Genomic DNA, 25,947 nt, shown 5'->3' on the forward strand with positions numbered 1-25,947 from the left:
GCAATGGAGGCGGACTATCGCGATTGGTCGGGATTTTTGCACTGAGTGCGTCACGCCATCCAACTGGCCGGAAAGCTAAAAAAACAGAGCCACCATTAACAGTGTCGTCAGCGGTGAGCTGCTCTAATTGCACCATCACCAATTTGGAGCCCTCGATGAACTCTCTCTATCACGCCGCCCTCCACCAGCTGTTTCTTTCCCTCTCTCTCCCCATGCCAGCACAGGAAGAGAGCGTCACCAGCCTGCAGATCGGCGAGCAAACCTACCACCTGACCGAACACCCGGCCAACTACCTGCTGATGTTTACCCGTCTGGAAGCCGCCACCAGCGCACAAGCCGCAGCGCAGAACCTGTTCAGCCAGGACCCCTGCAAACCGGTTCTGGCATTCGATCCGGATAGCCTGACCCCAGTACTCTGGAGCCGTCAGCCACTGCAACAGCTCGATCGAGGCCAGATCCATCATCAGCTGGAGCAGCTGGTACACGCCACCAGCGAGATTGGCGCGAGCTGACTAGCCCGCAGCAGGGCCGTATGACCGACTGCTGACCACACCACCCCCAGTCCAACCGGGCTGCGGTTGCCAGCCAATAAAAAAGGCGCCATCAGGCGCCTTTTTGTACTCAACCAGACCACTCAGCTCGGTGGAAAGTGGCCACCTATGCTGATCACATTCACCTGCTGCAGGGTGCTGTTGATGGTAAAAGCGACCCTGTGCTCCTGGCTGAGGCGGATCGTGTAGATCCCTTTATTCTTGCCGCTCAACTGCTCGTAGTGCATGTCGCCCACCTTGTCGGCGGCGTTCTTGGGATCGGTACCGCGTACTATCTCCCGGCGCCACTCATGGTACTTACTCATGGCCGACGCCGTCACGGCCACGTGCTTGTCCTTGTTGTAGAGGATGCGGGGTTGCGAATCATCGATAGTCCATGCCATAGCCAGCTCCTATTTTGGCTCCAAAGAGAACCAAACTATAGTGCACACCATCCCACTGGCGAGTCCGAACGGCACCAACCTGTCTGCCTGCGTCACAATTTTGAACGCAAAACGGCGCCATAAGGAGCCGTTTTTTGTCGCAGTCTGCCGGGGCAGGCCGGGGTGGTCAGCCGGTGTAGACGGGCAGCATGCCCGCCATGTTGAGCAGGTGGAATGCCGCGGTCAGCACCCCGAACAGGAAGACGCCGGCGATCATCGGCATGCCGCCCGGCGCCCGGAAGCCCTCCTGCTTGTCACCTTGCTTGCCCTTGCCGGCGCGCACCTTCCAGGCCAGCAGGGCCGGGATGATGCAGGTCCACAGGGTGGCCACGGCGCCGGCGTAGCCGATGGCCATCAGGAAGCCGAACGGGAACAGCAGGGAGAGCAGCAACGGCGGCAGGAAGGTGGCCGCCCACGACTTGGCACGGCCGCCACGGCCGTTGTCGAACTTGAACAGATCCGCCAGATAGTCGAACACCCCCAGCCCCACCCCGATGAAGGAGGAGAGGATGGCGGCCATGGAGAAGAGGTTGAGGGCGCTGGCGACCGCCTCGGATTCGATCACCGAGGCCAGCGCCTTGAGCAGCACGTCGACGTTGCCACCCTGGGCCACCACCGGGCCGAACTCGCTGCGCGGCAGGTTGCCGAACACGCTCACCAGCCAGATGAGGTAGAACAGCAGCGCGATGGCGGTGCCGCCGAGGATGGCGTAACGGGCGCGGCGCTCCTCACCGTAGTAGGCGCGCATGGATGACACCGAGTGGTGATAACCGAACGAGGTGAGCGCCACCGGCAGCATGGCCAGCGCATAGGGGGCATAGCTGGCGTGCTCGCTCAGGGTATCGAACAGCAGGGTCGGCTTGATGTTGAGCGACAGGCCCGAGATGCCGAACACGAAGCTCAGCCCCATGGCGATGACCAGCACCACGGAGATGCGATCCACCGCCCGGGTGGAGTGCCACACCAGGCCGGAGAAGCCCAGGGTAAACAGGACTGAGCCCAACTGGCTGCCGATGCCGGTCATGCCGTCGATGATGAGGCCGGCCGAGGTGATGTAGGCGTAGAGCAGGATGCCGCCGACGAAATAGACGGTGAGGTTGTTGAGGGCGTTGAGCTTCTCCCCCAGCAGTTCGCGGGTAACGGTATCGAACGACACGCGCAGCGGATAGCCCTGATAGGACTCCAGCAGCATCCAGCCGGAGAGCGTCATCACGATCATGGTCAGGGTGATGGCCAGCACCGACCAGATGGTCCAGGCGCCCGCCCCCGCACTCGGCAAGCCCAGCATGCCGGCCCCTACACAGACGCCGGCAATGATGCATGCCCCGCCCACCAACGATGGTTTCTGTCCCATTTACTTCTCCAAAGACGATTGTGGATCTGATCGCGACCGCGGACCGTTGCATGTGCTACGCCGGTTGTCATGGTAGATCGCGCTCATCTAGGTGCCGGCGCCCGGCGCTGGCTGCTTCGCAAGGGAAGCAAGGTGCGCTCAAGGCGGGCTGCCGGCTCGACACGGCAGCAGGGCCGCATGTCGGGGAAGGGACTTTACCCTGCTACCCCTCAGGTATCAAATGCAGGTGTACTTTCTGGCTGCCCGGCGGGCCCTCAACAGACAACCTGCAACTGGCTCCTCGCTACTCAATGGGTCAGTTGCGGCAACAGTTGCAGCAGGTGGGCGCGATCCGCCAGCGGCGTCTGGCTGACCCAAATCCCCAGCAGGCCGTAAGCGAGCAGCGGCAGTACCAGCAGCAACAGGCAGAGCAGCCCCAGCAGCTGGCGGGGGGCGAGCCGGTGCCCCTGCGTGCCCAGCTGCAGCGCATCGGCCCGCTTGGGGCAGGCAGCCACGCAGCTCAGGCAGCTGGTGCACTCGAGACTGCGCACCGCGATGAGCTGGTGCACCTGGATGCGCGACGGGCAGGCCCGGCTGCACTTGTCGCAGTCGTGGCCCGCGCTGCGCAGGCAACGGGCCGGGTCACGGCGAATGCGCAGCGGGGTCAGCAGGCCGAGCAGGGCCAGCCAGGCGCCATAGGGACAGAGGTAGCGGCAGAACCCTTGCCGGAAGGTGGCGGTGAGCAGCAGCACCCAGCCAAGGCACAGACCCGAGATCAGGGTCAGGTTGAAGAAGAAGGCCCCCATCTTCATGTCCGCCGCCTGATGGTAGGGGCTGGTGAAGTAGCCGGGCAGGGCGGCGCTTGGCACCGCGATCAGCACGATAAACAGCAGAAAGGCGAGCACCAGAAACTTCTGGCCACGCAACACGACATCGAGCCAGCGCGGCGGCGCCCACTCCCCCGCCAGCCATCGGCTGCGCAGGCCATGCAGCCACTCGCCTACCAGCCCGAGCGGGCAGAACCAGGCACAGAACGCCCGCCCCAGCAGCAGGGCCGACAACGAGAGCACCAACACAGTGACGGTGGCCGCCGGATGGTGCGGATCCACCAACCCCTGCCCGAGCCAGGCCCGCAGCCCGAGCCCGCCGGCGATGGGCAGGAAGCCGTCCACCACGTCAGGGCGCACCAGCCAGGGGCTCATCCCCTGCCCCAGCTGCCAGACATGCAAGCCGTACTGCAGCGTCACCAGCCCCCAGCAGAGCAGCAGCATCTGGCGTGTGCGCGTCCGCAGCCACTGGCTGTCGAGCGCCTCGAGGGCGGGCAGCGGCCGCCGCTGGTGCCAGAGGGCAAGCGCGCCGGCCACCAGCCCGACGCCGAGCCAGAGCAGGCTGTCTGCCGCCAGCAGCCAGAGCATGAGCAGCAGGCCGAGGGCAAGACGCCACTGCCAGCCCGATCGCGCCTGCCACGCCAGCAGCACCAGATAGGCCAGGCCGGCGGCCATGGTCACGGCTTCGATCACGCTCATGTTTCCCTCACTGCCTCATCCACAACTGGCGGCAAGGATAACAGACATCTGAATTGATTATTTTGATCTGCATGGGCAGAGGGGGACATTTGCGCCCAATGCCCCCCCATGGTTGAACCTTATGCCTTGCGGCTGTTGAACAGCGGCTGGTCGGATTCGGCCTGCTCGGCCCAGAAGTGGATGTTGAAGCGGGCATCCTCCGACAGCTCGACCCTGTGCCAGTACTGGGGCGGGCTGGTGGCAAACTCCCCGGCCCGGATCACCAGGCTCAGCTCGGGCTCCTCGGCCTGTTCGTCGGCAAAGCCGTGATAGGTGACGGTCCCCTCCATCACGCAGAGCTGGCCGAACACCCCGGCCGCGGTGTTGTGGTGGGTGAGCAGGGCCTGGGGCACGTTCTGGCGGGTGAAGAAGGGGGTGGAGCGGCGCACTACCCAGTGAGACGGAATCAGTTGCATGGCCATATCGGTTCTCCTCAGATGGCCGGGTCAGCCCGGCCTGACGTTATCAATGAATCAACGGGGCAGCTGACGCAGCAGCGGGAAGGCTGCGCTCATCTGGTCGCCCCCCACCACGAAGCCGCACAGCTCGCCGGCTTCATCGCGCGCCTCGGCCACCATGCCGTGGCTGTTCCAGCGGCACTGCCAGGCGAGATCCTCGCCCTTGGTGCGGCCAGCCAGTTGCAGCGGGTAGCGCGGCATCTTCACCTTCACCAGCATGGGCGGCAGGGCCAGCGGGGTCGGTGTGCCGAGCAGGGTGCGTGCCAGCGCATTGGCCCCCAGCACGATTGGTTGCAGGAAGGGGAGCAGCTGGCCCTGCCACTGCACGCAATCCCCCAGCGCGAAGATATGGGGGTCGCTGGTCTGCAGCCGATCGTCGACCAGGATGCCGCGCTCCACGGCCAGCCCAGCCCCAAGGGCCAGGGCCAGATTCGGCCGCAGGCCGATCGCGGCGATCACCAGATCCTGCGTGCTGACGCGGCCGTCACTCAGGGTGACGCGCCAGCCATCGCCCGGCTGGGCATCTATCCTGGCGAGACCTGTCCCGCACTGCAGGCTGACCCCCTGACTGCGCAGCGCCTGTTGCAGCGGCTGGGTCAGGGTGGCGGGCAGCAGGGCGCTTAAGGGGCTGTCGGCCAGATCCAGCAGGGTGACCTCGCGGCCATCGCTCGCCATGTCCATCGCCAGCTCGCAGCCGATGAGGCCGGCCCCCAGCACCAGGATGCGGCGAGCCTGCTGGATTGCCCCCTCGGCGGCGGCATACTCCTGCTGGCTGTTGAGGGTGACCAGATGCTCGCTGCCCGGCAGCTCGGGGCGTACCGCACTGGCGCCGGTGGCCAGCACCAGCTGGCCATAGGGGAAGCTGCCCTGCGAGGTCAACAGGGTGCGCCGGGCGGGATCGATACCGAGCACAGAGCAGTGGGGCAGCAGCGCGATCCGCTGCTGCTCGGCAAAGTCGCTGCCACTCTGACGGGTCATGGCTGCGGCGGCGCAGCCCCGGCTCACCACATGGCTCAAGTCCGGCTTGTTGTACTCGTCGCCGCTGTCGGCGGTGATGAGGCGGATGGGCTGCTCGGCGTCCAGCTTGCGCAGGCTCTTGACCAGCTGCTGGGCAGCGAAGCCGCTGCCGATCACCACTATCTCGCGGCTGATGCCGGCGTCACTCTGCGTTGTTGTGCTCATACACAGGCCTCCACCCCACAGGGTTCGAATACCTCCTTGCCGATGCCGCAGCCGGGGCAGAGGAAGCTGTCAGGTACCTGAGCCCAGGGGGTGCCCGGCGCCACCAGCTGATCCGGCTCGCCCTGGGCTGGGTCGTAAACCCACTGGCAGACGGTGCAGAGCATGGCCTGGTCGTCATCCCATTCGGCGGCGGCCGCTGCGGCTTGCGGCTCAACAGCAGGCATCGCGGGGACGGGCGTCACGGTTGCCTGGGTTGTGGTGATCGGGCGGGGTGCGTCCAGCGGGTGCAGCGCCCACTGACGGGCGAGCCGGCGGCCGTGCTCTCGGCATTCGGCCAGCGCCGAGCCATCCGGCCGCCACTTGGCCTTGAGGGAGATGCTGATGTCGAAACCCGCATCCATCAGCCGGGTCTGGATCCGGTCCACCGCGCCGCCGGTCCAGCCATAGCTGCCGAAGGCCGAGGCACGCTTGTTGCGAAAACGCAGGCCGGTGATCTCTTCGAGCATGCCCGCCACCTTGGGCATCATGACGTTGTTCATGGTGGAGGAGCCCACCAGTATCCCCTTGGAACGGAACACCTGGGTCAGGATCTCGTTCTTGTCGTGGCGGGCCACGTTGTAAATCTTCACCGCCACGCCGGGGTCCACCTCGTGGATGCCCTGGGCGATGGCGTCGGCCATCATGCGGGTGTTGTTAGACATGGAGTCGTAGAACAAGGTGATGCGGTCTTCCTGATAGTGGTCGGCCCACTCCAGGTATTTCAGGATGATCTGGGTGGGGTCCTCGCGCCAGACGATGCCGTGGGAGGTGGCCACCATGCTCACCGGCAGGTTGAAGCCGAGCACTTCCTTGATCTTGGCTGTCACCAGCGGGCTGAAGGGGGTGAGGATGTTGGCGTAGTAACGCTGGCACTGCTCCATCAGCTCGGTCTGATCCACCTCGTCGTTGAACAGGTGCTCGTCGCAGTAGTGCTGGCCGAAGGCGTCGTTGGAGAACAGCACCGCATCCTCGGTCATATAGGTCATCATGCTGTCGGGCCAGTGCAGCATGGGGGTCTCGATGAATACCAGCTGCTTGCCGTTGCCGATGTCCAGGCTGTCACCTGTCTTGACCGGGTGGAAGTTCCACTCCGGGTGGTGATGATGGCCGGTGATGGAGTCGATGGCGTTGTGGGTACAGTAGATGGGGGTGCCGGGGATACGGGCCATCAGCTCGGTCAGGGCGCCGGCGTGATCCTCCTCAGCGTGGTTGATCACCACATAGTCGATGGCGGCGAGATCGATCTCCGCCGCCAGGTTCTGCACGAACTCGCGGCTGAACTTGTGATCGACGGTATCGATCAGCACGTTCTTCCCTTCGCGGATGAGATAGCTGTTGTAGCTGGTGCCCTTGTGGGTCTTGTACTCGGTACCGTGGAAGTCGCGTACCTCCCAGTCCCGTTGGCCGACCCAGTGGATGTTGTTCTTGACGTGAATGCTCATCAGGCAGTTCCTCGAATGCAATAGTGTATGTTCGACTGAACCAGCTATTGCAGCGGACGTGCCAACATATAACTTGTTGTTTTTAATGGATATGAATATCCATCATTGTCATTTAGACAGCCTCTCTTTATAGTCAAAATCACAAACACACTGTCATTTGGACAATTATCGTGATCTCGACCGACAGCCTGGCGCGCATCGCCCTCGATCTGCAACTCGGCATCTCCCATCAGGACCGCTTTCACCGCCTGATCCAGAGCGTGCGCAGCCTGCTGAACTCGGATGCCTCGGCCCTGCTGCGCTACGAGGGGGGCCAGTTCATCCCGCTGGCCATCGACGGCCTGATGCAGGACGTGCTGGGGCGCCGCTTCGCCCTCAAGGATCACCCGCGCATGGAGGCCATCGCCCGCGCCGGCGACGTGGTGCGCTTCCCTGCCGACAGCAGCCTGCCCGACCCCTATGATGGCCTGCTGCCGGATCACGACGACTTCAAGGTGCACGCCTGCGTCGGCCTGCCGCTGTTCTCGGATCAGGCGCTGATCGGTGCGCTGACCATAGACGGCATGAACCCGACCCAGTTCGACGCCATCAGCGACGAGGAGCTGCGGCTGGTGGGCGCCCTGGCCGCCGCCGCCCTCAACAACGCCCTGCTGCTGGAACGGCTCGCCCGCCAGAGCAGCGAGCCGCTAGTCCCCGGCACTCGGCCCGGCCCTGAGCAACCGGAGATGATCGGCCAGTCCCCCGCCATGGCCCGGCTGCGCCACGAGATCGAGGTGGTGGCAAACTCGGAGCTGAACGTGCTGATCCTGGGGGAGACCGGGGTCGGCAAGGAGCTGATCGCCAAGGCGGTGCATCGCGGTTCCCAGCGAGCCAAGGCCCCGCTGGTCTACCTCAACTGCGCCGCCCTGCCCGAATCCGTGGCCGAAAGCGAGCTGTTCGGCCACGTGAAGGGGGCCTTCACCGGCGCCATCCACAACCGGGCGGGCAAGTTCGAGCTGGCGGATCAGGGCACCCTGTTTCTCGACGAGATCGGCGAGCTCTCCCTGCCGCTGCAGGCCAAGCTGCTGCGGGTGCTGCAATACGGCGATCTGCAGCGGATCGGTGACGACACCCCGCTCAAGGTGAACGTGCGCATCCTGGCGGCCACCAACCGGGATCTGAAGCAGGCGGTGGTCGAGGGGCAGTTCCGGGCCGACCTCTACCACCGGCTGAGCGTGTTCCCGATCCACGCCCCGGCGCTGCGCGAGCGCCCCGGCGACATCCCCCTGCTGGCCGGTTACTTTTGCGAACGCTGCCGGCTCAGCCTAGGGCTGGAGCGGCTGCGCATCCAGCCACAAGCGCTGCAACTGCTCGAGCGCCACGACTGGCCCGGCAACGTGCGCGAGCTGGAGCACGCCATCCACCGCGCCGCCGTGCTGGCGCGGGCCGAACAGGGCAGCCAGGCCCCGACCCTCGCCAGCCATCACTTCAACCTAGCAGCCGGCCCCCTGCCCCCCTCCACCAGCCCCGCCATGGCGCCAATGACCCCCTTGCCCGGCGGCCTCGGCCTGCGCGCCGCCACCGACGCCTTCCAGCTCGCGCTGATCGAGCAGACCCTGGCCGCCCATGACGGCAACTGGGCCGCCACCGCCCGCGCACTGGAGCTCGACGGCGGCAACCTGCACCGGCTCGCCAAGCGGCTCGGCCTCAAGACGTGAGGCGCCCATTCTGGGCCCATCAAACAAAAACCCCCTCGCTGGCGAGGGGGTTGGCATACACAGCAAGATGGGGGCAGGCTAGCCGCGGGCGCGGCGCAGGTGGTAGTCGACGTGATAGTCGTTGGCATTGCGGAACATGATGGAGTAGTTGAGAAACTCGCCGTTCTCACCGTATGAGAGCGAGGTGAGCCGCAGGATGGGCGCCCCCTGCTCGATGTGCAGCAGTTCGGCCATGCGCCGGTCGGCCAGCACGGCGCTGAAACTCTCGTAATTGCCGGCGATGGGGAGCTGGCACTCGTTCTCGATGTAGGCGAACTTGGATCCCTCCAGATGGGCCACCGAGAGGGTGCGAAACAGCCGCACCGGCATGTAGCTCTCCTCCACCAGCAGGGCCCGACCGTCCACCGAGCGCACCCGGTTGGAGAAGTAGACCGGCTCGTTCACCTTGATCCTGAGCTGGCTGGCGATGGCGGGCGGGGCCGGCATGGTGCGAAACTCCAGCACCTCGCTGGTCAGGCTGCGGCCCTGTTCACGCATCAGCTCGGTGAAACCGCTCAGCCCCTTGGTCTCGTGCTGCACGTCCTTCTTGGTCACGTAGGTGCCGCTGCCGTGGCGCCGCTCCACCAACCCCCACTCGATCAGCATGTCCACCGCCTTGCGCACCGTCATCCGCGATACCCCGAACTGACTCGCCAGGGTTTTCTCGCTCGGCAGGACATCCCCCACCCGGCAATCTGCCCCGTTGACCCGGATACGCAACCGATCCGCCACCGATTTGTAGATCACTGCTAGACCTCTCCTCACCCCACCGGGGTGGCGCTCCATTTGCTCGCCTTTATTTCAACCAGCTGAAAATAAACAACTTTAAATTCAATTAACCCGATAAAAACGTCACAAAAACAAGACGTACAACAATATCGCAAAATTTAGATCTCTTTGTCTAAATAAGTGCATGCGCCGGATCACATAACCACCACATATTTCATGAGGGCCTGATCGCTTGTTGTTAGGTTCAATTCAGCAACACGACAACAGCAGTCAGACAATTCTCTAATAAAAAGGGACGCTATATGCTCAGTCAAATTCAACGTTTTGGCGGGGCAATGTTTACGCCTGTATTACTGTTTCCATTCGCAGGTATGGTGGTAGGCATTGCAATCATGCTGAAAAATCCCATGTTCGTGGGAGAGACGCTGGCCAATCCTCAGGGACTGTTTTTTCAAATAGTCCATATTATTGAAGAGGGTGGCTGGACGGTATTTCGAAATATGCCGCTGATATTTGCCATCGGCCTGCCGATCGGGCTGGCAAACAAGGCTCAGGCCCGCGCCTGCCTCTCCGTGCTAGTCAGCTTCATGACCTGGAACTACTTCATCAATGCCATGGGGATGACCTGGGGCGACTATTTCGGGGTCGACTTCAACCAGGCCGTGGGTGGCGAGAGCGGGCTGGCCATGGTGGCCGGCATCAAGACCCTGGACACCAGCATCATAGGTGCCATCGCCATCTCCGGCATCGTCACCGCCCTGCACAACCGGCTGTTCGACCGGCAGCTGCCGGTCTTTCTCGGCATCTTCCAGGGCAGCTCGTTCGTCACCATCGTCGCCTTCTTCGTGATGATCCCCTGCGCCTGGCTGACCCTGCTGGGCTGGCCCAAGGTACAGATGGGCATCGCCTCTCTACAGGAGTTCATGCTGGTCTCCGGCCCGCTCGGCGTCTGGGTTTACACCTTCCTCGAGCGGATTCTGATCCCGACCGGCCTGCACCACTTCATCTACGGCCCCTTCATCTTCGGCCCGGCTGCGGTGGAAGGCGGCATCCAGCTCTACTGGGCCCAGCACATGCTGGAGTTCAGCCAGAGCACCCGGCCGCTGATCGAGCTGTTCCCCCAGGGCGGCTTCGCCCTGCACGGCAACTCCAAGATCTTCGGGGCCATGGGGATTGCGCTCGCCATCTACGCCACCGCCGCCAAAGAGAACAAGGCCAAGGTGGCCGGCCTGCTGATCCCGGCGACCCTGACCGCCATGCTGGTGGGGATCACCGAGCCGCTCGAGTTCACCTTCCTCTTCATCTCGCCCCTGCTGTTCGCCATCCATGCCCTGCTGGCGGCCACCATGGCGACCGTGATGTACCTGTTCGGGGTCGTCGGCAACATGGGCGGCGGTCTGCTCGACCAGTTCCTGCCGCAGAACTGGATCCCCATGTTCCACAATCACGCCGGCATGATATTTACCCAGATTGCCATCGGCCTGACCTTTACCGGGATCTGGTTCCTGATATTCCGCACGATCATTCTGAAATTCAATTTGAAAACCCCGGGGCGGGATGAAAGCGAAATAAAACTGTATTCCAAGGCTGATTATCAGGCCGCCAAAAAACAGCGTGGCCATGATATTGCCGGCCATATTCTGGCGGCGCTCGGTGGCGCGGAAAATATCAACAGCCTGAACAACTGCGCCACCCGGCTGCGCATATCGCTACGCGATGCGAGCCTGGCGGCACCGGATGATGCTTTCAAACAATTGGGTGCCCACGGCGTGGTCCGCCACGGTGACAGCATCCAGATCATTATCGGTCTGCATGTCCCCCAGCTGAGGGAAAACATGGAGAGCCTGATGAACAACCCCCCCTCCTCTTCTTTCGTAACGGAGTCATGATCATGAAAAAATTCTCTGTCGTCATTGCCGGCGGTGGCAGCACCTTTACCCCGGGCATCGTTCTCATGCTGCTGGAGAACCAGCACCGCTTCCCGCTGCGGGAGATCAAGTTCTATGACAACGATGGCGCCCGCCAGGAGGTGATCGCCGAAGCCTGCCGCGTCCTGCTGCGGGAGCAGGCCCCTGACATCGCCTTCAGCTATGGCACCGACCCCAAGGCGGCCTTCAGCGGGGTGGACTTCGTGATGGCCCACATCCGGGTCGGCAAGTACCCCATGCGCGAGCTGGACGAGAAGATCCCCCTGCGCCATGGCGTGGTCGGCCAGGAGACCTGCGGACCGGGCGGCATCGCCTACGGCATGCGTTCCATCGGCGGCGTGCTGGAGCTGGTCGACTACATGGAGCAGTACTCGCCGGATGCCTGGATGCTGAACTACTCCAACCCGGCCGCCATCGTGGCCGAGGCGACCCGTCGCCTGCGCCCCCACGCCAGGATCCTCAACATCTGCGACATGCCCATCGGCATCGAGGGACGGATGGCCCAGATCGCCGGCCTGCCGTCACGCAAGGAGATGCGGGTACGCTACTACGGCCTCAACCACTTCGGCTGGTGGACCCGCATCGAGGATCTGGCGGGCAACGACCTGATGCCGGCCATCAAGGCCCATGTGGCCAAACACGGCTATGTGCCCAAGCAGGCCGGCCACGCCGAGGCCAGCTGGAACGACACCTTCGCCAAAGCCAGGGACGTCTGGGCCCTTGATCCGGACACCCTGCCCAACACCTATTTGAAGTACTACCTCTACCCGGACTATGTGGTGGCCCACTCCAATCCGGAGCACACCCGCGCCAACGAGGTGATGGAGCACCGCGAGAAGCAGGTGTTCAGCGCCTGCCGCGCCATCGTGGCAGCCGGCAACGCCGCGGCCGGCGAGCTGGAGATCGACGAGCACGCCTCCTACATAGTGGATCTGGCCACCGCCATCGCCTTCAACACCCAGGAGCGGATGCTGCTGATCGTGCCGAACCGGGGCGCCATCCCCAACTTCGACCCGGAGGCCATGGTCGAGATCCCCTGCCTGGTGGGCAGCAGCGGCCCCGAGCCGCTGCAGGTGGGCAACATCCCGCTGTTCCAGCAGGGCATGATGGGCCAGCAAGTGGCCGTCGAGAAGCTGGTGGTGGAGGCGTGGATCGAGCGCTCCTATCAGAAGCTGTGGCAGGCGATCACCCTCTCCAAGACGGTGCCGAGCGCCTCGGTGGCCAAAGCCATCCTGGACGACCTGATCGCCGCCAACAAGGAGTACTGGCCGCCCTTGCAATAAACGCGGGACAAACAAAAACCCCCTCGCTGGCGAGGGGGTTTTCTTGTTGCTGGCTCTGCCGTGGCGCAATCAGCGCAGGGACTTGACCGAGCGGCGGACGATCAGCTCCGGCTGGACCGTCATCGACTCGACTTCCAGCTCCTTGTTGCGGATCCGGCTCACCAGCTGCTGCACCGCCAGCAGGCCGAGCTCGGCCTTGGGGTGGCGGATGGTGGTCAGCGGCGGGCTGGAGAAGCGCGCCATCTCCACGTCGTCATAACCGATCATGGAGATATCGTCCGGTACCTTGACCCCGGCTTCCCAGGCGGCGCAGATGGCGCCGATCGCCATGGGATCGTCGAAGGCAAACACCGCGGTCGGCCGTGGCTTGAGGGCCAGGATCCGCTGCATTGCATCGAATCCGCTCTGGCTCTCGTAATCCCCTTCGAAGATCTGCTCGTCTTTCAGGGTCAGACCCTGCTCGCCCAGGGCATCGCGCACCCCGTCCAGCCGCTGCTGGGTGGTCGGCTTGGCCAATTGACCCGTGATGCAGACGATGTCGCGGTGACCCTGCTCCAGCAGATGGCGCACCGCCAGGCGCGCACCGATGCGGGCGTTGTCGTTGATGACGTTGGCAAAGTCACACTCAGTACCCCAGTCCAGCACCACTTGCGGCACGTTCTTGTGGATGCGCAGCATGTCGCGCAGCGGGGTATCGATGTCGGTTCCCAACACCAGCAGACCGTCGACCCGCTTCTCCATCAGCATGCGCAGGTAGTGCTGCTGACGGGGCGGCTGGTTCTCGGTGTTGCAGAGGATCAGGCTGTAGCCCTGCTCGAAGCAGTACGCCTCCACCCCTTGCACCACTTCCGCAAAGAAGGGGTTGGCACTGGTGGTCACCAGCATGCCGATGGTCTTGGTCGAGTTTATCTTGAGGCTGCGCGCTACCGAGTTGGGCGCGTAGTTGAGTTCTGCCACCGCCTCAAGCACTTTTTGGGTTGCGTCTTCGCTGACCCGACGGGTGTGATTGAGTACATGTGAGACGGTGGAGATGGATACGCCTGCGCGGGAGGCGACATCCTTGATAGTGGCCATCTCTGTCTCCTGAAGATCAAAGGCGGAACATTAGCAGATTTCCCGAATAAAGGCTTGGTTTTAACGAGCACTGCCAATGAATTGTCAATGCTGGCTAATCTAGGCGCTCATTTCTATTTGCGCAAACGGATTTTGGTCAAAATGGGAGCAGTGTCAGGGTAAAATATCGTCAGTTTTTTCATCTATCATTTATCGAAAGCACACCTTGTTGAGAAGATGTTAATCAACACCCTCAGCATCAATATCTAAATCAGATTTCAATATTGGTTATTTGTTTCAAAAAAGCACTATTCCACCCTCTCTGGTTAGTATCTTTAACAGCTTGTTATTGCCCAGCGAGGAATGATAGAACCATACCTATTGCCGGACTGGCGGGATCACGGTTCGGAATGGCACACGGAAAATGAAACAATCCACTGATTAAGGGACGAATCGATGAATAAGTTGAGCAAAATGGCAGTCAGGACAGCGGTTTCTATGGCCCTGTTCGGATCGGTATCACTGGTCCACGCGGCGGACACCATCAAGATCGGCATCGCCGGTCCGGTCACCGGCCCGGTCGCCCAGTACGGCGACATGCAGTTCACCGGCGGCAAGATGGCAGTCGAGCAGATCAACAAGGCCGGTGGCATCAAGGGCAAGCAGATCGAAGCCGTCATCTATGACGACGCCTGCGATCCCAAGCAGGCCGTGGCGGTCGCCAACAAGGTGATCAACGACGGCGTCAAGTTCGTGGTCGGCCACCTTTGCTCCGACAACACCCTGCCCGCTTCCGACATCTATGAAGATGAAGGCGTGCTGATGGTCACCCCGGCCTCCACCAACCCCAAGATCACCGAGCGAGGCTATCAGCTGGTGCTGCGTACCATCGGCCTGGACAGCGACCAGGGGCCGACCGCCGCCAAGTACATCATCGAGCAGGTCAAGCCCAAGCGCGTGGCCGTCATTCACGACAAGAAACAGTACGGCGAAGGCATCGCCTCCAGCGTGAAAGCGGCGCTGGACAAGGCCGGCGTCAAGGTGGTGGCGTTTGAAGGCATCACCGCCGGCGACAAGGACTTCTCCGCCCTGATCGCCAAGCTGCAGAAAGAGAACGTCGACTTCGTCTACTACGGCGGTTATCACCCCGAGCTGGGTCTGATCCTGCGTCAGGCCGGCGAGAAGGGCCTCAAGGCCAAGTTCATGGGTCCGGAAGGGGTCGGCAACAAGGACATTTCCGCCATCGGCGGTCCGGCCTCCGAAGGCCTGCTGGTGACCCTGCCGAACAAATATGACCTGGTGCCGGCCAACGCCCCGCTGGTGGCCGCGTTCAAGGCCAAGGGTCAGGACTCCTCCGGTCCGTTCGTGTGGACCACCTATGCCGCGGTGCAAACCCTGGCTGCCGGTATCGCCAAGGCGGGTGAGGATGACCCGGCTGCCGTGGCTGCCGCCATCAAGGCCGCACCGATCGATACCGTCATGGGCACCCTGAGCTGGGCTCCGAGTGGCGACCTGAAAGGCTTTGAATTCGGTGTGTTCCAGTGGCACGCCGACGGTACCTCCACTCAAGTCAAATAATCTGCCGGTCGGGGTGACATGAGTCACCCCTCCTTTCTTTGCGGGCAAGTACAGGGAACGCAGTATGTCCGAACACTTCCTTTACCTGGTTCAGCAGTTGCTGAACGGGTTAACCATAGGCAGCACCTATGCGTTGATCGCCATCGGCTACACCATGGTCTATGGCATCATCGGCATGATCAACTTCGCCCACGGCGAGGTCTACATGATCGGCTCCTATGTCGCTTTCATGGTGATGGCGGGGCTCATGATGATGGGCATCGACAGCACCTTCCTGCTGCTGGGGGGCGCCTTCCTGGTCAGCATCGTCATCACCGGCACCTATGGCTGGACCATAGAGCGGGTCGCCTACCGCCCGCTGCGGGGCGGCAACCGGCTGATCCCCCTCATCTCCGCCATCGGCATGTCGATCTTCCTGCAGAACATGATGCGGATGGCCCAGGGCTCGCGCGACATCGCCATGCCCACCCTGATCTCCGGCGGCTGGACCCTGGGTGAAGCCGACGGCTTCCAGGCCAGCCTCTCCTGGATGCAGCTCATCATCTTCGTGGTGACCTTCGTCACCATGCTGGCGCTGACCCAGTTCATCGGTCGCTCCCGCATGGGCCGCGCCTGCCGCGCCTGTTCGGAAGATATCAAGATGGCCAACCTGCTGGGTATCGATACCCATGTGGTCATCTCCATCACCTTCGTGCTGGGGGCTACCCTGACCGCCGTCGCCGGCGTGCTTCTCGGCATGTATTACGGCGTCATCAACCCCTACCTCGGCTTCATGGCCGGACTAAAAGCCTTCACCGCGGCTGTCCTCGGCGGTATCGGCAGCATTCCCGGCGCCGTGCTGGGCGGCCTGCTGCTCGGCGTGGTCGAGGCGCTCACCGCCGGCTACCTCAGCACCGAGTACAAGGATGTGATGGCCTTTGCCCTGCTGATCGGCGTGCTGCTGTTTATGCCGACCGGTATTCTCGGCCGCCCGGAGGTGGAGAAGGTATGATGCAACATCAATTCATTCATGCACCTATCACCTGTCTGATGCTGCTGTTCATGTCCATATACAGCATCCTGGGTCGCCCGGAGGTCGAAAAGGTATGAAAAAACAATTCATTCATGCCTGCATCGCCAGCCTGGTGCTGCTGGTGCTCTCCTTCTGGCTGCTCGGCTTCAAGCTCGAAACCGACGGCACCCGCCTGCTGGTGACCAGCCGGCTCGACGTGTCGCTGGCCTGGCTGCTGGGCGGTGCCACTCTGGTGTTCTGGTTCCAGATGCTGCGCGGCCAGATATCCAGGCTGTTTCAGGCTTCCATCAGCGGCTTCTCGGTCGGCTTCACCAAGCTGGTGCTGCCAAGCCCCGAAGAGGCCCCCAAGCTCTATAACCTCACCGCCGTGCTGGTACTGCTGTTTGCGGTGAGCTGGCCCTTCATGGCCTCGCGCGGTGCCATCGATCTGGCCACCCTGGCCCTCATCTACATCATGCTGGGGCTGGGCCTTAACGTGGTGGTCGGCCTCGCCGGCCTGCTGGATCTCGGCTATGTCGGCTTCTACGCGGTCGGCGCCTACAGCTATGCCCTGCTCAACACCTACTTCGGGCTCAGCTTCTGGGAGTGCCTGCCCATCGCCGGGCTGACGGCGGCCACCTTCGGCTTTTTGCTCGGCTTCCCGGTGCTGCGGCTGCGGGGGGATTATCTGGCCATCGTCACCCTGGGCTTTGGCGAGATCATCCGCATCCTGCTCAACAACATGACCAGCCTGACCGGCGGCCCAAACGGCATCTCCGGCATTCCCAAGCCGACCCTGGGCGGTCTGGAGTTCAACCGTACCGTCAAGGATGGCGGCTTCGAGACCTTCCACGAGTTCTTCGGCATCGCCTACAACGCCAACCACAAGGTGATCTTCCTCTACCTGATGGCGCTGGTGCTGGTGATCGCCACCCTGTTCGTCATCAACCGCCTGCTGCGCATGCCGCTCGGCCGCGCCTGGGAAGCATTGCGGGAAGACGAGATCGCCTGCAAGTCGCTGGGGCTCAACCCCACCATCATCAAGCTGACCGCCTTCACCATTGGTGCCTGCTTCGCGGGCTTCGCCGGCAGCTTCTTCGCCTCGCGCCAAGGCTTCATCAGTCCGGAGTCCTTCGTCTTCATCGAATCGGCCATCGTGCTCGCCATCGTGGTGCTGGGCGGCATGGGCTCCCAGATCGGGGTGGTGCTGGCTGCCATCGTGATGACGGTGCTGCCTGAGCTGGCGCGCGAGTTCAACGAGTACCGCATGCTGATGTTCGGCCTCTTGATGGTGTTCATGATGATCTGGCGACCACAGGGATTGCTGCCGATGACCCGTCCGCATCTGGAGTTGAAAAAATGAGTGCCAATCAGAAGTTAATGGAAGTCTCTGATCTGTCGATGCGCTTCGGAGGGTTGCTGGCGGTCAACGGGGTCAAGCTGGACGTGGACAAGGGGGAGGTGATCTCCATCATAGGCCCCAACGGGGCGGGCAAGACCACCGTCTTCAACTGCCTGACCGGCTTCTACCGCCCGAGCGGCGGCATCATCCGCTACAAGGGTGAGGAGATCCAGGGCCTGCCCGGCCACCTCATCGCCCGCAAGGGGATAGTTCGCACCTTTCAGCACGTGCGACTGTTCAAGGACATGACGGCGGTGGAAAACCTGCTGGTAGCCCAGCACAGGCACCTCAACACCGGCTTTCTGGCCGGACTGTTCAAGACCCCGGCCTTTCGCCGCGCCGAACGGGAGGGGCTGGAGCAGTCCGCCTTCTGGCTGGAGAAGGTGGGGCTCAAAGATCTCGCCAACCGCGCCGCCGGCAACCTGGCTTATGGCCAGCAGCGCCGGCTCGAGATTGCCCGCTGCATGGCGACCCGGCCCGAGCTGCTGATGCTGGACGAGCCGGCCGCCGGCCTCAACCCGCACGAGACCGACGAACTGAACGAGCTCATCTCCAACCTGCGGGACGAGTTCGGGGTCTCGGTGCTGCTGATCGAGCACGACATGAAGCTGGTGATGGAGATCTCCAACCGCATCTTCGTGGTCAACCAGGGCACCCCGCTGGCCCACGGCAAGCCGGACGAAATCCGCAGCAATCCGGCAGTGATCAAGGCCTATCTGGGCGAGTCGTAAGGACAGAAAGATGTTAGAACTTCGCAACGTATCGACCCATTACGGCAAAATTCAGGCGCTGCACGACGTCAGCGTCCAGGTAAAAGAGGGGGAAATCGTCACCCTGATCGGCGCCAACGGCGCCGGCAAGACTACCTTGCTGATGACCCTGTGCGGCGAGCCCAAGCCCAGCAGCGGCTCCATCTGGTTCGAGGGAGAGCAGATAGACTCGCTCTCCACCGCCCGCATCATGCGTAAAGACATCGCCGTGGTGCCGGAGGGGCGCCGCATCTTCGCGCGCCTGACGGTGGAGGAGAACCTGCTGATGGGGGCCTTCTTCGTCGACAAGGCCGAGCAGCGCGGCCTGCTGGATCAGATTTTCACCCTGTTCCCCCGCCTGCACGAGCGATTGGAGCAGCGCGCCGGCACCATGTCCGGCGGCGAGCAGCAGATGCTGGCCATCGGCCGCGCCCTGATGAGCAAGCCGCGCCTGCTGCTGCTGGATGAACCCTCGCTGGGGCTGGCCCCCATCGTCATCCAGCAGATCTTCGACACCATAGAGCAGTTGCGCCGCGACGGCATGACCATCTTCCTGGTGGAGCAGAACGCCAACCAGGCGCTCAAGCTGGCCGATCGCGGCTATGTGCTGGAGAACGGCCACGTGGTACTGCAGGACACGGGGGCGGCCCTGTTGGCCAACCCGGCCGTCCGCCAGGCCTATCTCGGCGGCTGACCCATGAGCAGGGCCGACACGGCGCCGGATCACCACAGTTTCTGGCACGATCCGGCCCTGCCTTTCATCGAGGCGCGGGCGGTGCAGGATGGCCGCCGCGTTTGCTATGACAAGCACAGCCACCCCCACTTCTCTATCGGCGCCATCACCGGCGGCCACAGCCACTACCTCAACCAGCGCAGCCGGCAGGAGGTCGGCCGCGGCCACCTGGTGCTGATGAACCCGGAAGAGGTGCACGCCTGCAACCCGATTGCGGATGAGCCCTGGTCCTATCTGATGTTCTACCTCGATACCGGCTGGCTGCAGCGCCAGCAGGAAGAGGCGGGGCTGGGCGATGCGTTTCGTCCCTTCGACATGACCGCAAGCCGGGATCCCCTGCTCTACCAGGGGCTGTGCCGGCTCCACCGGCTCCACCGGCAGCTGTGGCAGGAGCCGGAGCCGCTCGCGCGCGAGGTGGCCTGCCACCAGTTCAGCCGCCAGCTGCTGGCCAGACTCACCCCGGCCAGCTGGGACGATCGGCCGCCGCAGCACCTGCAGCGGGCCGCCGAGCTGATGCAGGACGACTGCAGCAGCCCCCTCACCCTCGCACAATTGAGTGCGGTGGCCGGGCTCACCCCCTCTCACTTCGTGCGCAGCTTCAGCCGCCATTACGGCATGACGCCCCACGCCTACCTGCTCGATCAGCGCATCCGCCATGCCCGCATCCTGCTCAGGCGGGGAGAACCGCTAGCGGAGGTGGCGCTGGCCAGCGGTTTTGCCGATCAGGCCCACTTCCAGCGCCAGTTCAAGCGGCGGGTGGCTGCCACCCCGGGTCACTACCGCAATCAGCTGATCCGGCAGAGCTAGCGCACCAGATAGGCGGCGCAGAGCAGCAGCAACAGCGCCATCGCCCGGTTGAACCAGCGCAGCCGCTGCGGCGCGAGCAGCACCCCCTGCAATCGGCTGCCGGCACAGGCCCAGCAAGCGATGGAGCACAGACAGATGACCAAATAGAGGCCGCTGAACAGGGCCACCTGCCCCACCCCGCCCGCACTGCCATAGGCCCCCATCCCCATGCTGGCGGCGAGCCAGGCCTTGGGATTGAGCCACTGCATCAGTGCTCCGTACCAGAAGGAGGGCGCCACCCCGTCGACCCCCTCCACCCGGCCGCTGTCCACCAGCAGCTGCCAGGCCATCCAGCCGAGAAAGATCACCCCGGCCCAACGCAGTACCTCCGCCGCCAGCGGCCATTGCAGCAGGGTGGCGCCCAGCCCAAGTCCCATCAACAGCAGCAACAGAATGAACCCCAGGGTGGCCCCGACTACGTGGCGCAGGCTGGCCGCAAAGCCGTGCTTGGCGCCGCTGCCGAGGGCGACCAAGTTGACCGGCCCCGGGGTGATGGACATGGCCAGGGCAAACCCGGCCATGGATAACAGCAGACTCGTCTCCATGAATAACGCTCATATCGGCAAAAGGAGCCCCCAGCCTAGTCGGCACCCCGCCCCCGGTATTGAAGGAAATTGCGATCGGTCACGGCAATAACCGGACACATTGCGGGCTTAGCGCCGGCCTCCGCTTGCGGTAAACTGACCCTCAATCACCTATTCGCAGGACATGTTAATGGACCAGTTTGCCCATATCAGTGCCCATGATGCCCACCAGAAGCTTGCCGCCGGTGCAGCCCGCCTCGTGGATATTCGCGACCCCCAGTCGTTCGAGACGGCCCACGCGGTCGGCGCCTTCCACCTCACCAACGGCACCCTGGTGCGTTTCATGAACGAGGTGGACTTCGATACCCCGGTGATCGTGATGTGCTATCACGGCAACAGCAGCCAGGGCGCCGCCCAGTACCTGCTGCAACAGGGGTACGATGAGGTCTACAGCCTGGATGGCGGCTTCGAGGCGTGGCGCAGGGAGTTCCCGATCCAGGCGGGCGACGCATGATCCAGTTGCTGGTGCTCGACAATGCCCGCATGGCCCAGGCGCTGGTGGACTATCTCTCCACCCTCGGCATCTCGTGCGAACTGACCCAGTCCGAGCTTGGCGTCTCGGTCTGGCTGGCAGACGAACAGCGCCTCGCCCAGGCCCAGCTGGAGGTGAAACGCTTCCTGGCCGAGCCGACCCACCCCCGCTATATGGAAGCCTCCTGGCAATCCGGCCGGGCCGATGCCCGCATCGACTACAGCAAGGGGATGACCGACCCGGTCACCGACTTCCTGCATCAGGCCGGGCCGCTGACCCTGGTGGTGATCATCGCCTGTCTGGCCATCTACGGGCTCGATGCCATCGGCCTGCCGATCTTCGATGAGCTGGCCTTCCACCCGACCCTGGCCCAGTTCACCGACTGGCAGGCGTGGCGCTACTTCACTCCGGCCTTCATCCACTTCTCGGTGCTGCACCTGGTGTTCAACCTGCTGTGGTGGTGGTATCTGGGGGGCCAGATCGAACAACGGCTCGGCAGCGGCAAGCTGCTGATCCTGCTGCTGGTAGGCGCCGCCCTGCCCAACCTGGCCGAGTTCTTCGCCAGCGGCCCGCTGTTTGGCGGCCTTTCCGGGGTGGTCTATGCCCTGCTCGGCTACTGCTGGCTGCGCAGCAAGTTGCAGCCGGCCTGCGGCCTCACCCTGCCACCGGCGCTGATGGGCTTCATGCTGTTCTGGCTGGCACTCGGTTTCTTCGATCTGCTCGGCACCCGCACCGCCAACATGGCCCACCTGGCCGGTCTGCTGGTCGGGCTGCTGCAGGGCTGGCTGGACAGACACCACCAGCCCGCCTGAGTGGTAGTCATCGAGGTGCAGCAAGCTGCTCAGCCACCGACAAGGCCTGCCTGAACCAGCGACAAGCGCGATGCTGGAAAACAAAACGCCGCCCCGAGGGGCGGCGTCTTTATTGGCCGACTGGCTTACTGCTTGAGCAGGCTGCCGTTGGTCACCTTGACCGCAGTGCCGCCGCTCATGAAGAAGCTGGCGAACTGGGACTGCATCTCGGTGGTCACATCGCCGCTCGGGTCGAAGTTCTCGTCCGGCGCCAGCAGCGAGCTGTGGCCACCGGCCACGAAGCGGGCCGCGTTGTGGCTGGCCGCACCGGTGGCGGTCAGCGGCTGCAGTGCCAGCACCTTGAACAGCGGCTCGGTACCACCCAGCGGGGCGGACGCGATGCTGTTCGGGATCACCTGGTCAGACAGGCTCAGCGCGCCATCGCCGACGATCTCGGTGGCGAACAGCGGGACGCTGCTCTGGATGCCGCTGCCGAGGTTGATCGGGTCAGCCGAATCCAGCACCGACTGGGCCGCGAAGCTGTAGCTCTGCAAGGTGCTGGCTGCCGTCGCCTGCTGAGTAGCACTCAGGCTCGGCAGGAACTCGTTGACGAAGCAGGTCGGCACCGCGGTCTTGCAGTTGGGCGCGTAGGCGGTGAAGCCCGCTTTCAGCTCGGCACTACCGCTGGTCAGCACGCCCATCTTGATGGTCGGGCCGAAGGTCGGCGAGTTCAGCAGCAGCGGCGCGATACCGCCACCCGGCATGGCCAGGCCGCCGGTGTCGAACTTGAACAGAGCATCCGCCGCATTACCCATAGGATTGTTGGCAACCGCCAGCAGGTTGGTGCCGGAGATGGCACCCAGGGAGTGGCCCAGGAAGTGCACCTTGAGGCTGCCGGCGGTGCCGATGGCACCCTTGGCATTGGCCAGACCGACCGCCAGACGCAGGCCCAGCAGATCCGCCACGCTCTGTTTCAGGTTGTCGCGGGCCACGGTCAGGTAGCTCAGGTTCAGGTAGGGGGTCGGGTTGTCGGAGGTGGTCACGGTATCCATGCTGCCGCTCAGGGCGAAGCCACGCTCACCGTGCAGCGGGTGATCGATCACCACCAGCGCCACCTTCTTGCCTGCCTGCATGCCGGCATAGATCTGGCCCAGCGCCAGCGCATAGGCGTTCTCTTTCACCGAGGTGACGCCGTGCTGGTAGATGATCACGTCGGTGATGGTGTTGAGGGCATCCTTGGCGAAGATGCGCATCGGCACCGACTGCACTTCCGACAGGGATGGCAGCGGGTTGAAGCGGCCGATGTTCTGCTCGGCATCCAGCGGCTTGCCGCCGGAGGTGAGGGTCACCCCGATCAGCTTGCTCGCCTCGGCCAGCAACTCGGCCTGACGGGTCGGATCGGCAATCAGCGTCGCCAGCAGGGCCGGATCCACGCCCGCCCCCACCAGCCCGGCAATCACTTCGCTGTCGGACGCTTTCAGGGCATTGGCGATGGCGTACAGGCTGGGGATGGCACCGTGCCAGGACTGAGTCTTGGCCTTGTCCCAGGAACCGGCGGTGGCCGGCGAGGAGAGGAAGTAAGGCAGCTTGACGGTGCCGGTATAAACCTTGGTCGCTTGAGCAATCGGGTAGAGCGGAGCACCGGGGCCGAAGGCGGTGGCGATCGCGTCTTTCTGCTCCTGCGGCAGGAACTGCTCTGCGTCCAGCTGGGTCAGGAAGGGGTTGCTGCCGGTCACGGCCAGGGTATAGGTACCCGGCAGGCTGGTGTTGCCCTTGGCATCCCGCTTCCAGAGTTTGGCGGCATCCAGGGTAACGGGGTCGGCCTTGAGCACGGACGCCGCCGCCCCTTTCACCGCCACCAGTACGTCGGCACCGGACTGGGTACCGAACCAGTCGGAGAAGATGACGTGATCGGTGGAGACGCCGGTGGCGGCCTTGAACAGCCCTTCCTGCAGGGCGATCAGACCGTTGATGGTCTGCTCCTGGGCATTGCTGCCAACGTTGTTCTTGTAGTTGCCGTAGTCGCTGCCGGCCTTGACCGCGTTGCCGCTGCTGTCCTTGAGGGAGTCGGTGGCCACGATCATGTAGTAGGAGGAGGGGTTCAGCGGCTTGAGCGGCACCAGATTCAGTTTGCCGGCCGCAGCGGCCACCACGAAGTCCACCCCGTAGGTCAGCACCTTCTTCACGCCGTTCGGGCGCAGGGCAGTGCTGTCAAAGCTCAGTTCCAGCAGGTAGAGCGGCGCCACCGAGGCGGCAAACTCCGCCGCCGCCGGTGCCTGGACAGTGATGCCGGACGAGGTGACGGGCACGATCTGGATGGCCTGGGTCGTGGACCAGCCATCCAGGGTCGACATGGCCGAGACCGGGTTGGAGAGATCTGCCGTTTCGGTGGAGAATTTCAGGGTGCCATCGCTGGCCCGGGCTGCCAGAGCACTGGGGCGCACGGCGTTGGAACCGGTCAACAGATAGTCGAGATAGCTGGAGGTGTCGCCTTTGTTATCGTCACTGCCACCACAGCCAGCCAGCATAGCACTGACAACCGCGGCGTAAATTAGCTTCTTTTTCATATCCTTATCTCTTTTTAGTTGTTATCCATGAAATGCTGACTGAGTTGGGTGAGAACCCGACCGGTACATCTTAACAGCAACGCAACAATTATTAAGCCTCTGGTCGGTCATCTGATCTGCTTTTTTTGTGTACAGCATCAAGGAATTGGAATAGAAACGGGACTCGATAGGTTAACAGCTTCATCCCGAATACCAGACCCGACCAGCGACGGCCCGTATGGCAGCTGGCAAAAAGCGACCCTCGATCTCGGCAAAGCGGATCAATTGCCGGTAGAATGGCGCATTGCTTAAGGAGAACCACATGATCGACCCGAAGAAACTGGAAGAGATCGCCAAACAGGTGCACAACTCCCTGCCGCCCGGCATTCGCAGCATGGGTGAAGAGGTGGAGAAGAAGATCCGTCAGGTGCTGCAGTCCCAGCTGGGCAAACTGGACCTGGTCAGTCGCGAAGAGTTTGACGTGCAGACCAAGGTGCTGCTGCGCACCCGCGAGAAGCTGACCGCGCTCGAGGCCAAGCTGGCCCAGCTCGAGCAGCAGCTCGGTGCCAAAGGCGAATAACGCAGGTCGCCCATAAAGCAAACCCCAGCCAGGCTGGGGTTTGTTGTTTCTGGCCTGCCGCAAGGCAAGCAGCAGGCTGACTCAGCGAGGCCGCCTCGGTCACGCTATGTGGCCGGCCTCATGCCGAACTCAGATGAATTCGTAGGCGTCGCCGAAGATGCGCTCTGGCTCGGCGCCCAGGATCTTGAACTCCTCCCGCGCCGCACCCGCCATCTCGAAGCGACCGGCGACATAGATGTCGTAGTCATGCAGGCTGACGAAGTCATCCATGATGGCCTTGTGCACCAGCCCGGTCTTGCCGGTCCAGTTCGCTTCCGGCTCCTGCACCACCGGGATGAAGGTGAGCGGGGCGTAGTCGCGCTCCCACTGCTGCATCTGCTCCTGCTCGTAGAGCCAGTGCGCCTGACGCACGCCCCAGTAGAAGAACACCGGGCGCTTGCTGCCGGTATCGATCAGGTATTCCAGAATGGAGCGGGCATAGGAGAAACCGGTGCCACCCGCCATCAGGATCAGCGGCCGGGGTGACTCTTCCCGCAGGAAGGCCTTGCCCGCAGCCAGTTCAATCTCGATCTCCCCCTGCTCGCGCATGCGGGCCAGCACCTGGCCGGCATAGGCGTTTTCCGGGGTGGCGCCGATCTGCAGCTCCAGCATGCCCGGACGGGTCGGCGAGTTGGCGATGGAGAAGGGACGCTTGTCCGAATCGCTCATCACCACCAGCAGATACTGGCCCGGCTTGAAGCTGACCTCTTGCAGCGGCGTCAGAGCCACATGCCAGATGGTGTCGACATATTCGCGCAGTTCCTCTACGCGGCACTTGATACGTTGCATTCTTATCCTTGTGACGGGCTCGCTCGGCCCGCTTTCGCTCTTGATTCACTGTGGACTGGCGACCAGCAAAGTGGTCAGGTCAGTCGAGCATACCCAATTCAGCTCAAATGGCATCAATCTTTTGCA

General features: G+C 63.2%; 24 protein-coding genes. 13 read left to right on the plus strand and 11 right to left on the minus strand.

Annotation, left to right across the window (positions count from 1 at the left end; translation table 11 throughout):
* Positions 1-155 precede the first annotated feature (155 nt).
* The gene (locus R2E40_RS22405) at positions 156-512 is read left to right on the plus strand and encodes a CesT family type III secretion system chaperone (RefSeq protein WP_318164414.1); all 357 of its coding nucleotides are present in this window, start codon (positions 156-158) and stop codon (positions 510-512) included.
* Positions 513-634: 122 nt separating this feature from the next.
* On the opposite strand, the gene R2E40_RS22410 is transcribed toward R2E40_RS22405, so the two are convergent.
* The 6 genes from R2E40_RS22410 to norV all read right to left on the minus strand — a co-directional run bounded on the left by R2E40_RS22410 (position 635) and on the right by norV (position 6,992).
* Positions 635-934, minus strand: coding sequence for a hypothetical protein (locus R2E40_RS22410; protein WP_017410841.1), 300 nt, complete (start codon positions 932-934; stop codon positions 635-637).
* A gap of 166 nt (positions 935-1,100) precedes the next feature.
* Entirely contained in the window at positions 1,101-2,327 is a 1,227-nt protein-coding gene (locus tag R2E40_RS22415) for an aromatic amino acid transporter (protein WP_041218429.1), read from the minus strand.
* A gap of 287 nt (positions 2,328-2,614) precedes the next feature.
* The gene (locus R2E40_RS22420; RefSeq protein ID WP_318164415.1) at positions 2,615-3,832 is read right to left on the minus strand and encodes a 4Fe-4S binding protein; all 1,218 of its coding nucleotides are present in this window, start codon (positions 3,830-3,832) and stop codon (positions 2,615-2,617) included.
* A 119-nt stretch (positions 3,833-3,951) separates the two neighbouring features.
* Positions 3,952-4,293 carry a DUF1971 domain-containing protein gene (locus tag R2E40_RS22425; RefSeq protein WP_016348974.1) on the minus strand — a complete coding sequence of 114 codons (342 nt, stop codon included), beginning with the start codon at positions 4,291-4,293 and terminating at the stop codon, positions 3,952-3,954.
* A 51-nt stretch (positions 4,294-4,344) separates the two neighbouring features.
* Positions 4,345-5,511 carry an NADH:flavorubredoxin reductase NorW gene (gene norW, locus R2E40_RS22430; RefSeq protein WP_318164416.1) on the minus strand — a complete coding sequence of 389 codons (1,167 nt, stop codon included), beginning with the start codon at positions 5,509-5,511 and terminating at the stop codon, positions 4,345-4,347.
* Positions 5,508-6,992: an anaerobic nitric oxide reductase flavorubredoxin gene (gene norV / locus R2E40_RS22435; RefSeq protein ID WP_318164417.1), complete on the minus strand. Its 1,485-nt coding sequence runs from the start codon at positions 6,990-6,992 to the stop codon at positions 5,508-5,510. The genes norW and norV overlap by 4 nt, the downstream gene beginning before the upstream one ends.
* Before the next feature lie 170 nt (positions 6,993-7,162).
* Here norV and norR point away from each other — a divergent pair, with 170 nt between their 5' ends.
* Entirely contained in the window at positions 7,163-8,689 is a 1,527-nt protein-coding gene (norR, locus tag R2E40_RS22440; RefSeq protein WP_318164418.1) for a nitric oxide reductase transcriptional regulator NorR, read from the plus strand.
* Positions 8,690-8,767: 78 nt separating this feature from the next.
* Here norR and R2E40_RS22445 read toward each other — a convergent pair whose 3' ends face one another.
* The gene (locus tag R2E40_RS22445; RefSeq protein WP_010635556.1) at positions 8,768-9,475 is read right to left on the minus strand and encodes a GntR family transcriptional regulator; all 708 of its coding nucleotides are present in this window, start codon (positions 9,473-9,475) and stop codon (positions 8,768-8,770) included.
* 284 nt (positions 9,476-9,759) lie between these two features.
* Here R2E40_RS22445 and R2E40_RS22450 point away from each other — a divergent pair, with 284 nt between their 5' ends.
* Both R2E40_RS22450 and R2E40_RS22455 read left to right on the plus strand, forming a co-directional pair.
* Complete coding sequence (locus R2E40_RS22450) at positions 9,760-11,346, plus strand: alpha-glucoside-specific PTS transporter subunit IIBC (RefSeq protein ID WP_318164419.1); 1,587 nt, start codon at positions 9,760-9,762, stop codon at positions 11,344-11,346.
* Complete coding sequence (locus R2E40_RS22455) at positions 11,343-12,668, plus strand: 6-phospho-alpha-glucosidase (protein WP_286042428.1); 1,326 nt, start codon at positions 11,343-11,345, stop codon at positions 12,666-12,668. The genes R2E40_RS22450 and R2E40_RS22455 overlap by 4 nt, the downstream gene beginning before the upstream one ends.
* A 69-nt stretch (positions 12,669-12,737) precedes the next feature.
* Here R2E40_RS22455 and R2E40_RS22460 read toward each other — a convergent pair whose 3' ends face one another.
* Complete coding sequence (locus tag R2E40_RS22460; RefSeq protein ID WP_011704143.1) at positions 12,738-13,742, minus strand: substrate-binding domain-containing protein; 1,005 nt, start codon at positions 13,740-13,742, stop codon at positions 12,738-12,740.
* 435 nt (positions 13,743-14,177) lie between these two features.
* Here R2E40_RS22460 and R2E40_RS22465 point away from each other — a divergent pair, with 435 nt between their 5' ends.
* The 6 genes from R2E40_RS22465 to R2E40_RS22490 all read left to right on the plus strand — a co-directional run bounded on the left by R2E40_RS22465 (position 14,178) and on the right by R2E40_RS22490 (position 19,981).
* Entirely contained in the window at positions 14,178-15,299 is a 1,122-nt protein-coding gene (locus tag R2E40_RS22465) for a branched-chain amino acid ABC transporter substrate-binding protein (protein WP_016348967.1), read from the plus strand.
* A 64-nt stretch (positions 15,300-15,363) separates the two neighbouring features.
* A complete protein-coding gene (gene livH, locus R2E40_RS22470) occupies positions 15,364-16,290 on the plus strand; it encodes a high-affinity branched-chain amino acid ABC transporter permease LivH (protein ID WP_318164420.1) in 927 nt (308 codons plus the stop codon).
* A gap of 94 nt (positions 16,291-16,384) precedes the next feature.
* Positions 16,385-17,653: a high-affinity branched-chain amino acid ABC transporter permease LivM gene (locus R2E40_RS22475; RefSeq protein WP_017410832.1), complete on the plus strand. Its 1,269-nt coding sequence runs from the start codon at positions 16,385-16,387 to the stop codon at positions 17,651-17,653.
* Positions 17,650-18,423 (plus strand): high-affinity branched-chain amino acid ABC transporter ATP-binding protein LivG, encoded by a 774-nt coding sequence (gene livG, locus R2E40_RS22480; RefSeq protein ID WP_011704139.1) that lies wholly within the window; start codon positions 17,650-17,652, stop codon positions 18,421-18,423. Before R2E40_RS22475 ends, livG begins: the two co-directional genes overlap by 4 nt.
* A gap of 10 nt (positions 18,424-18,433) precedes the next feature.
* A complete protein-coding gene (locus R2E40_RS22485; protein ID WP_011704138.1) occupies positions 18,434-19,135 on the plus strand; it encodes an ABC transporter ATP-binding protein in 702 nt (233 codons plus the stop codon).
* Positions 19,136-19,138: 3 nt separating this feature from the next.
* The gene (locus tag R2E40_RS22490) at positions 19,139-19,981 is read left to right on the plus strand and encodes an AraC family transcriptional regulator (protein WP_318164421.1); all 843 of its coding nucleotides are present in this window, start codon (positions 19,139-19,141) and stop codon (positions 19,979-19,981) included.
* On the opposite strand, the gene R2E40_RS22495 is transcribed toward R2E40_RS22490, so the two are convergent.
* Positions 19,978-20,565 (minus strand): LysE family translocator, encoded by a 588-nt coding sequence (locus R2E40_RS22495; protein ID WP_318164422.1) that lies wholly within the window; start codon positions 20,563-20,565, stop codon positions 19,978-19,980. The genes R2E40_RS22490 and R2E40_RS22495 overlap by 4 nt on opposite strands.
* Before the next feature lie 169 nt (positions 20,566-20,734).
* Between R2E40_RS22495 and glpE the strand changes: the two genes are divergently transcribed.
* Entirely contained in the window at positions 20,735-21,058 is a 324-nt protein-coding gene (gene glpE, locus R2E40_RS22500) for a thiosulfate sulfurtransferase GlpE (RefSeq protein WP_011704135.1), read from the plus strand.
* Positions 21,055-21,888 carry a rhomboid family intramembrane serine protease GlpG gene (glpG, locus tag R2E40_RS22505; protein ID WP_011704134.1) on the plus strand — a complete coding sequence of 278 codons (834 nt, stop codon included), beginning with the start codon at positions 21,055-21,057 and terminating at the stop codon, positions 21,886-21,888. The genes glpE and glpG overlap by 4 nt, the downstream gene beginning before the upstream one ends.
* 125 nt (positions 21,889-22,013) lie before the next feature.
* On the opposite strand, the gene R2E40_RS22510 is transcribed toward glpG, so the two are convergent.
* Positions 22,014-24,434 carry a VolA/Pla-1 family phospholipase gene (locus R2E40_RS22510; protein WP_318164423.1) on the minus strand — a complete coding sequence of 807 codons (2,421 nt, stop codon included), beginning with the start codon at positions 24,432-24,434 and terminating at the stop codon, positions 22,014-22,016.
* Positions 24,435-24,735: 301 nt separating this feature from the next.
* On the opposite strand from R2E40_RS22510, the gene ubiK reads away from it, so the two are divergent.
* Positions 24,736-24,993, plus strand: a complete 258-nt coding sequence (gene ubiK / locus R2E40_RS22515; protein ID WP_005307315.1) for a ubiquinone biosynthesis accessory factor UbiK — start codon at positions 24,736-24,738, stop codon at positions 24,991-24,993.
* A 129-nt stretch (positions 24,994-25,122) separates the two neighbouring features.
* Here the strand turns inward: ubiK and fre are convergent, their stop codons facing one another.
* The gene (gene fre / locus R2E40_RS22520; RefSeq protein WP_318164424.1) at positions 25,123-25,821 is read right to left on the minus strand and encodes an NAD(P)H-flavin reductase; all 699 of its coding nucleotides are present in this window, start codon (positions 25,819-25,821) and stop codon (positions 25,123-25,125) included.
* Positions 25,822-25,947 lie beyond the last annotated feature (126 nt).

The sequence above is a fragment of the Aeromonas sp. CD genome (genome assembly GCF_033349375.1).
Lineage (GTDB): Bacteria > Pseudomonadota > Gammaproteobacteria > Enterobacterales > Aeromonadaceae > Aeromonas > Aeromonas hydrophila.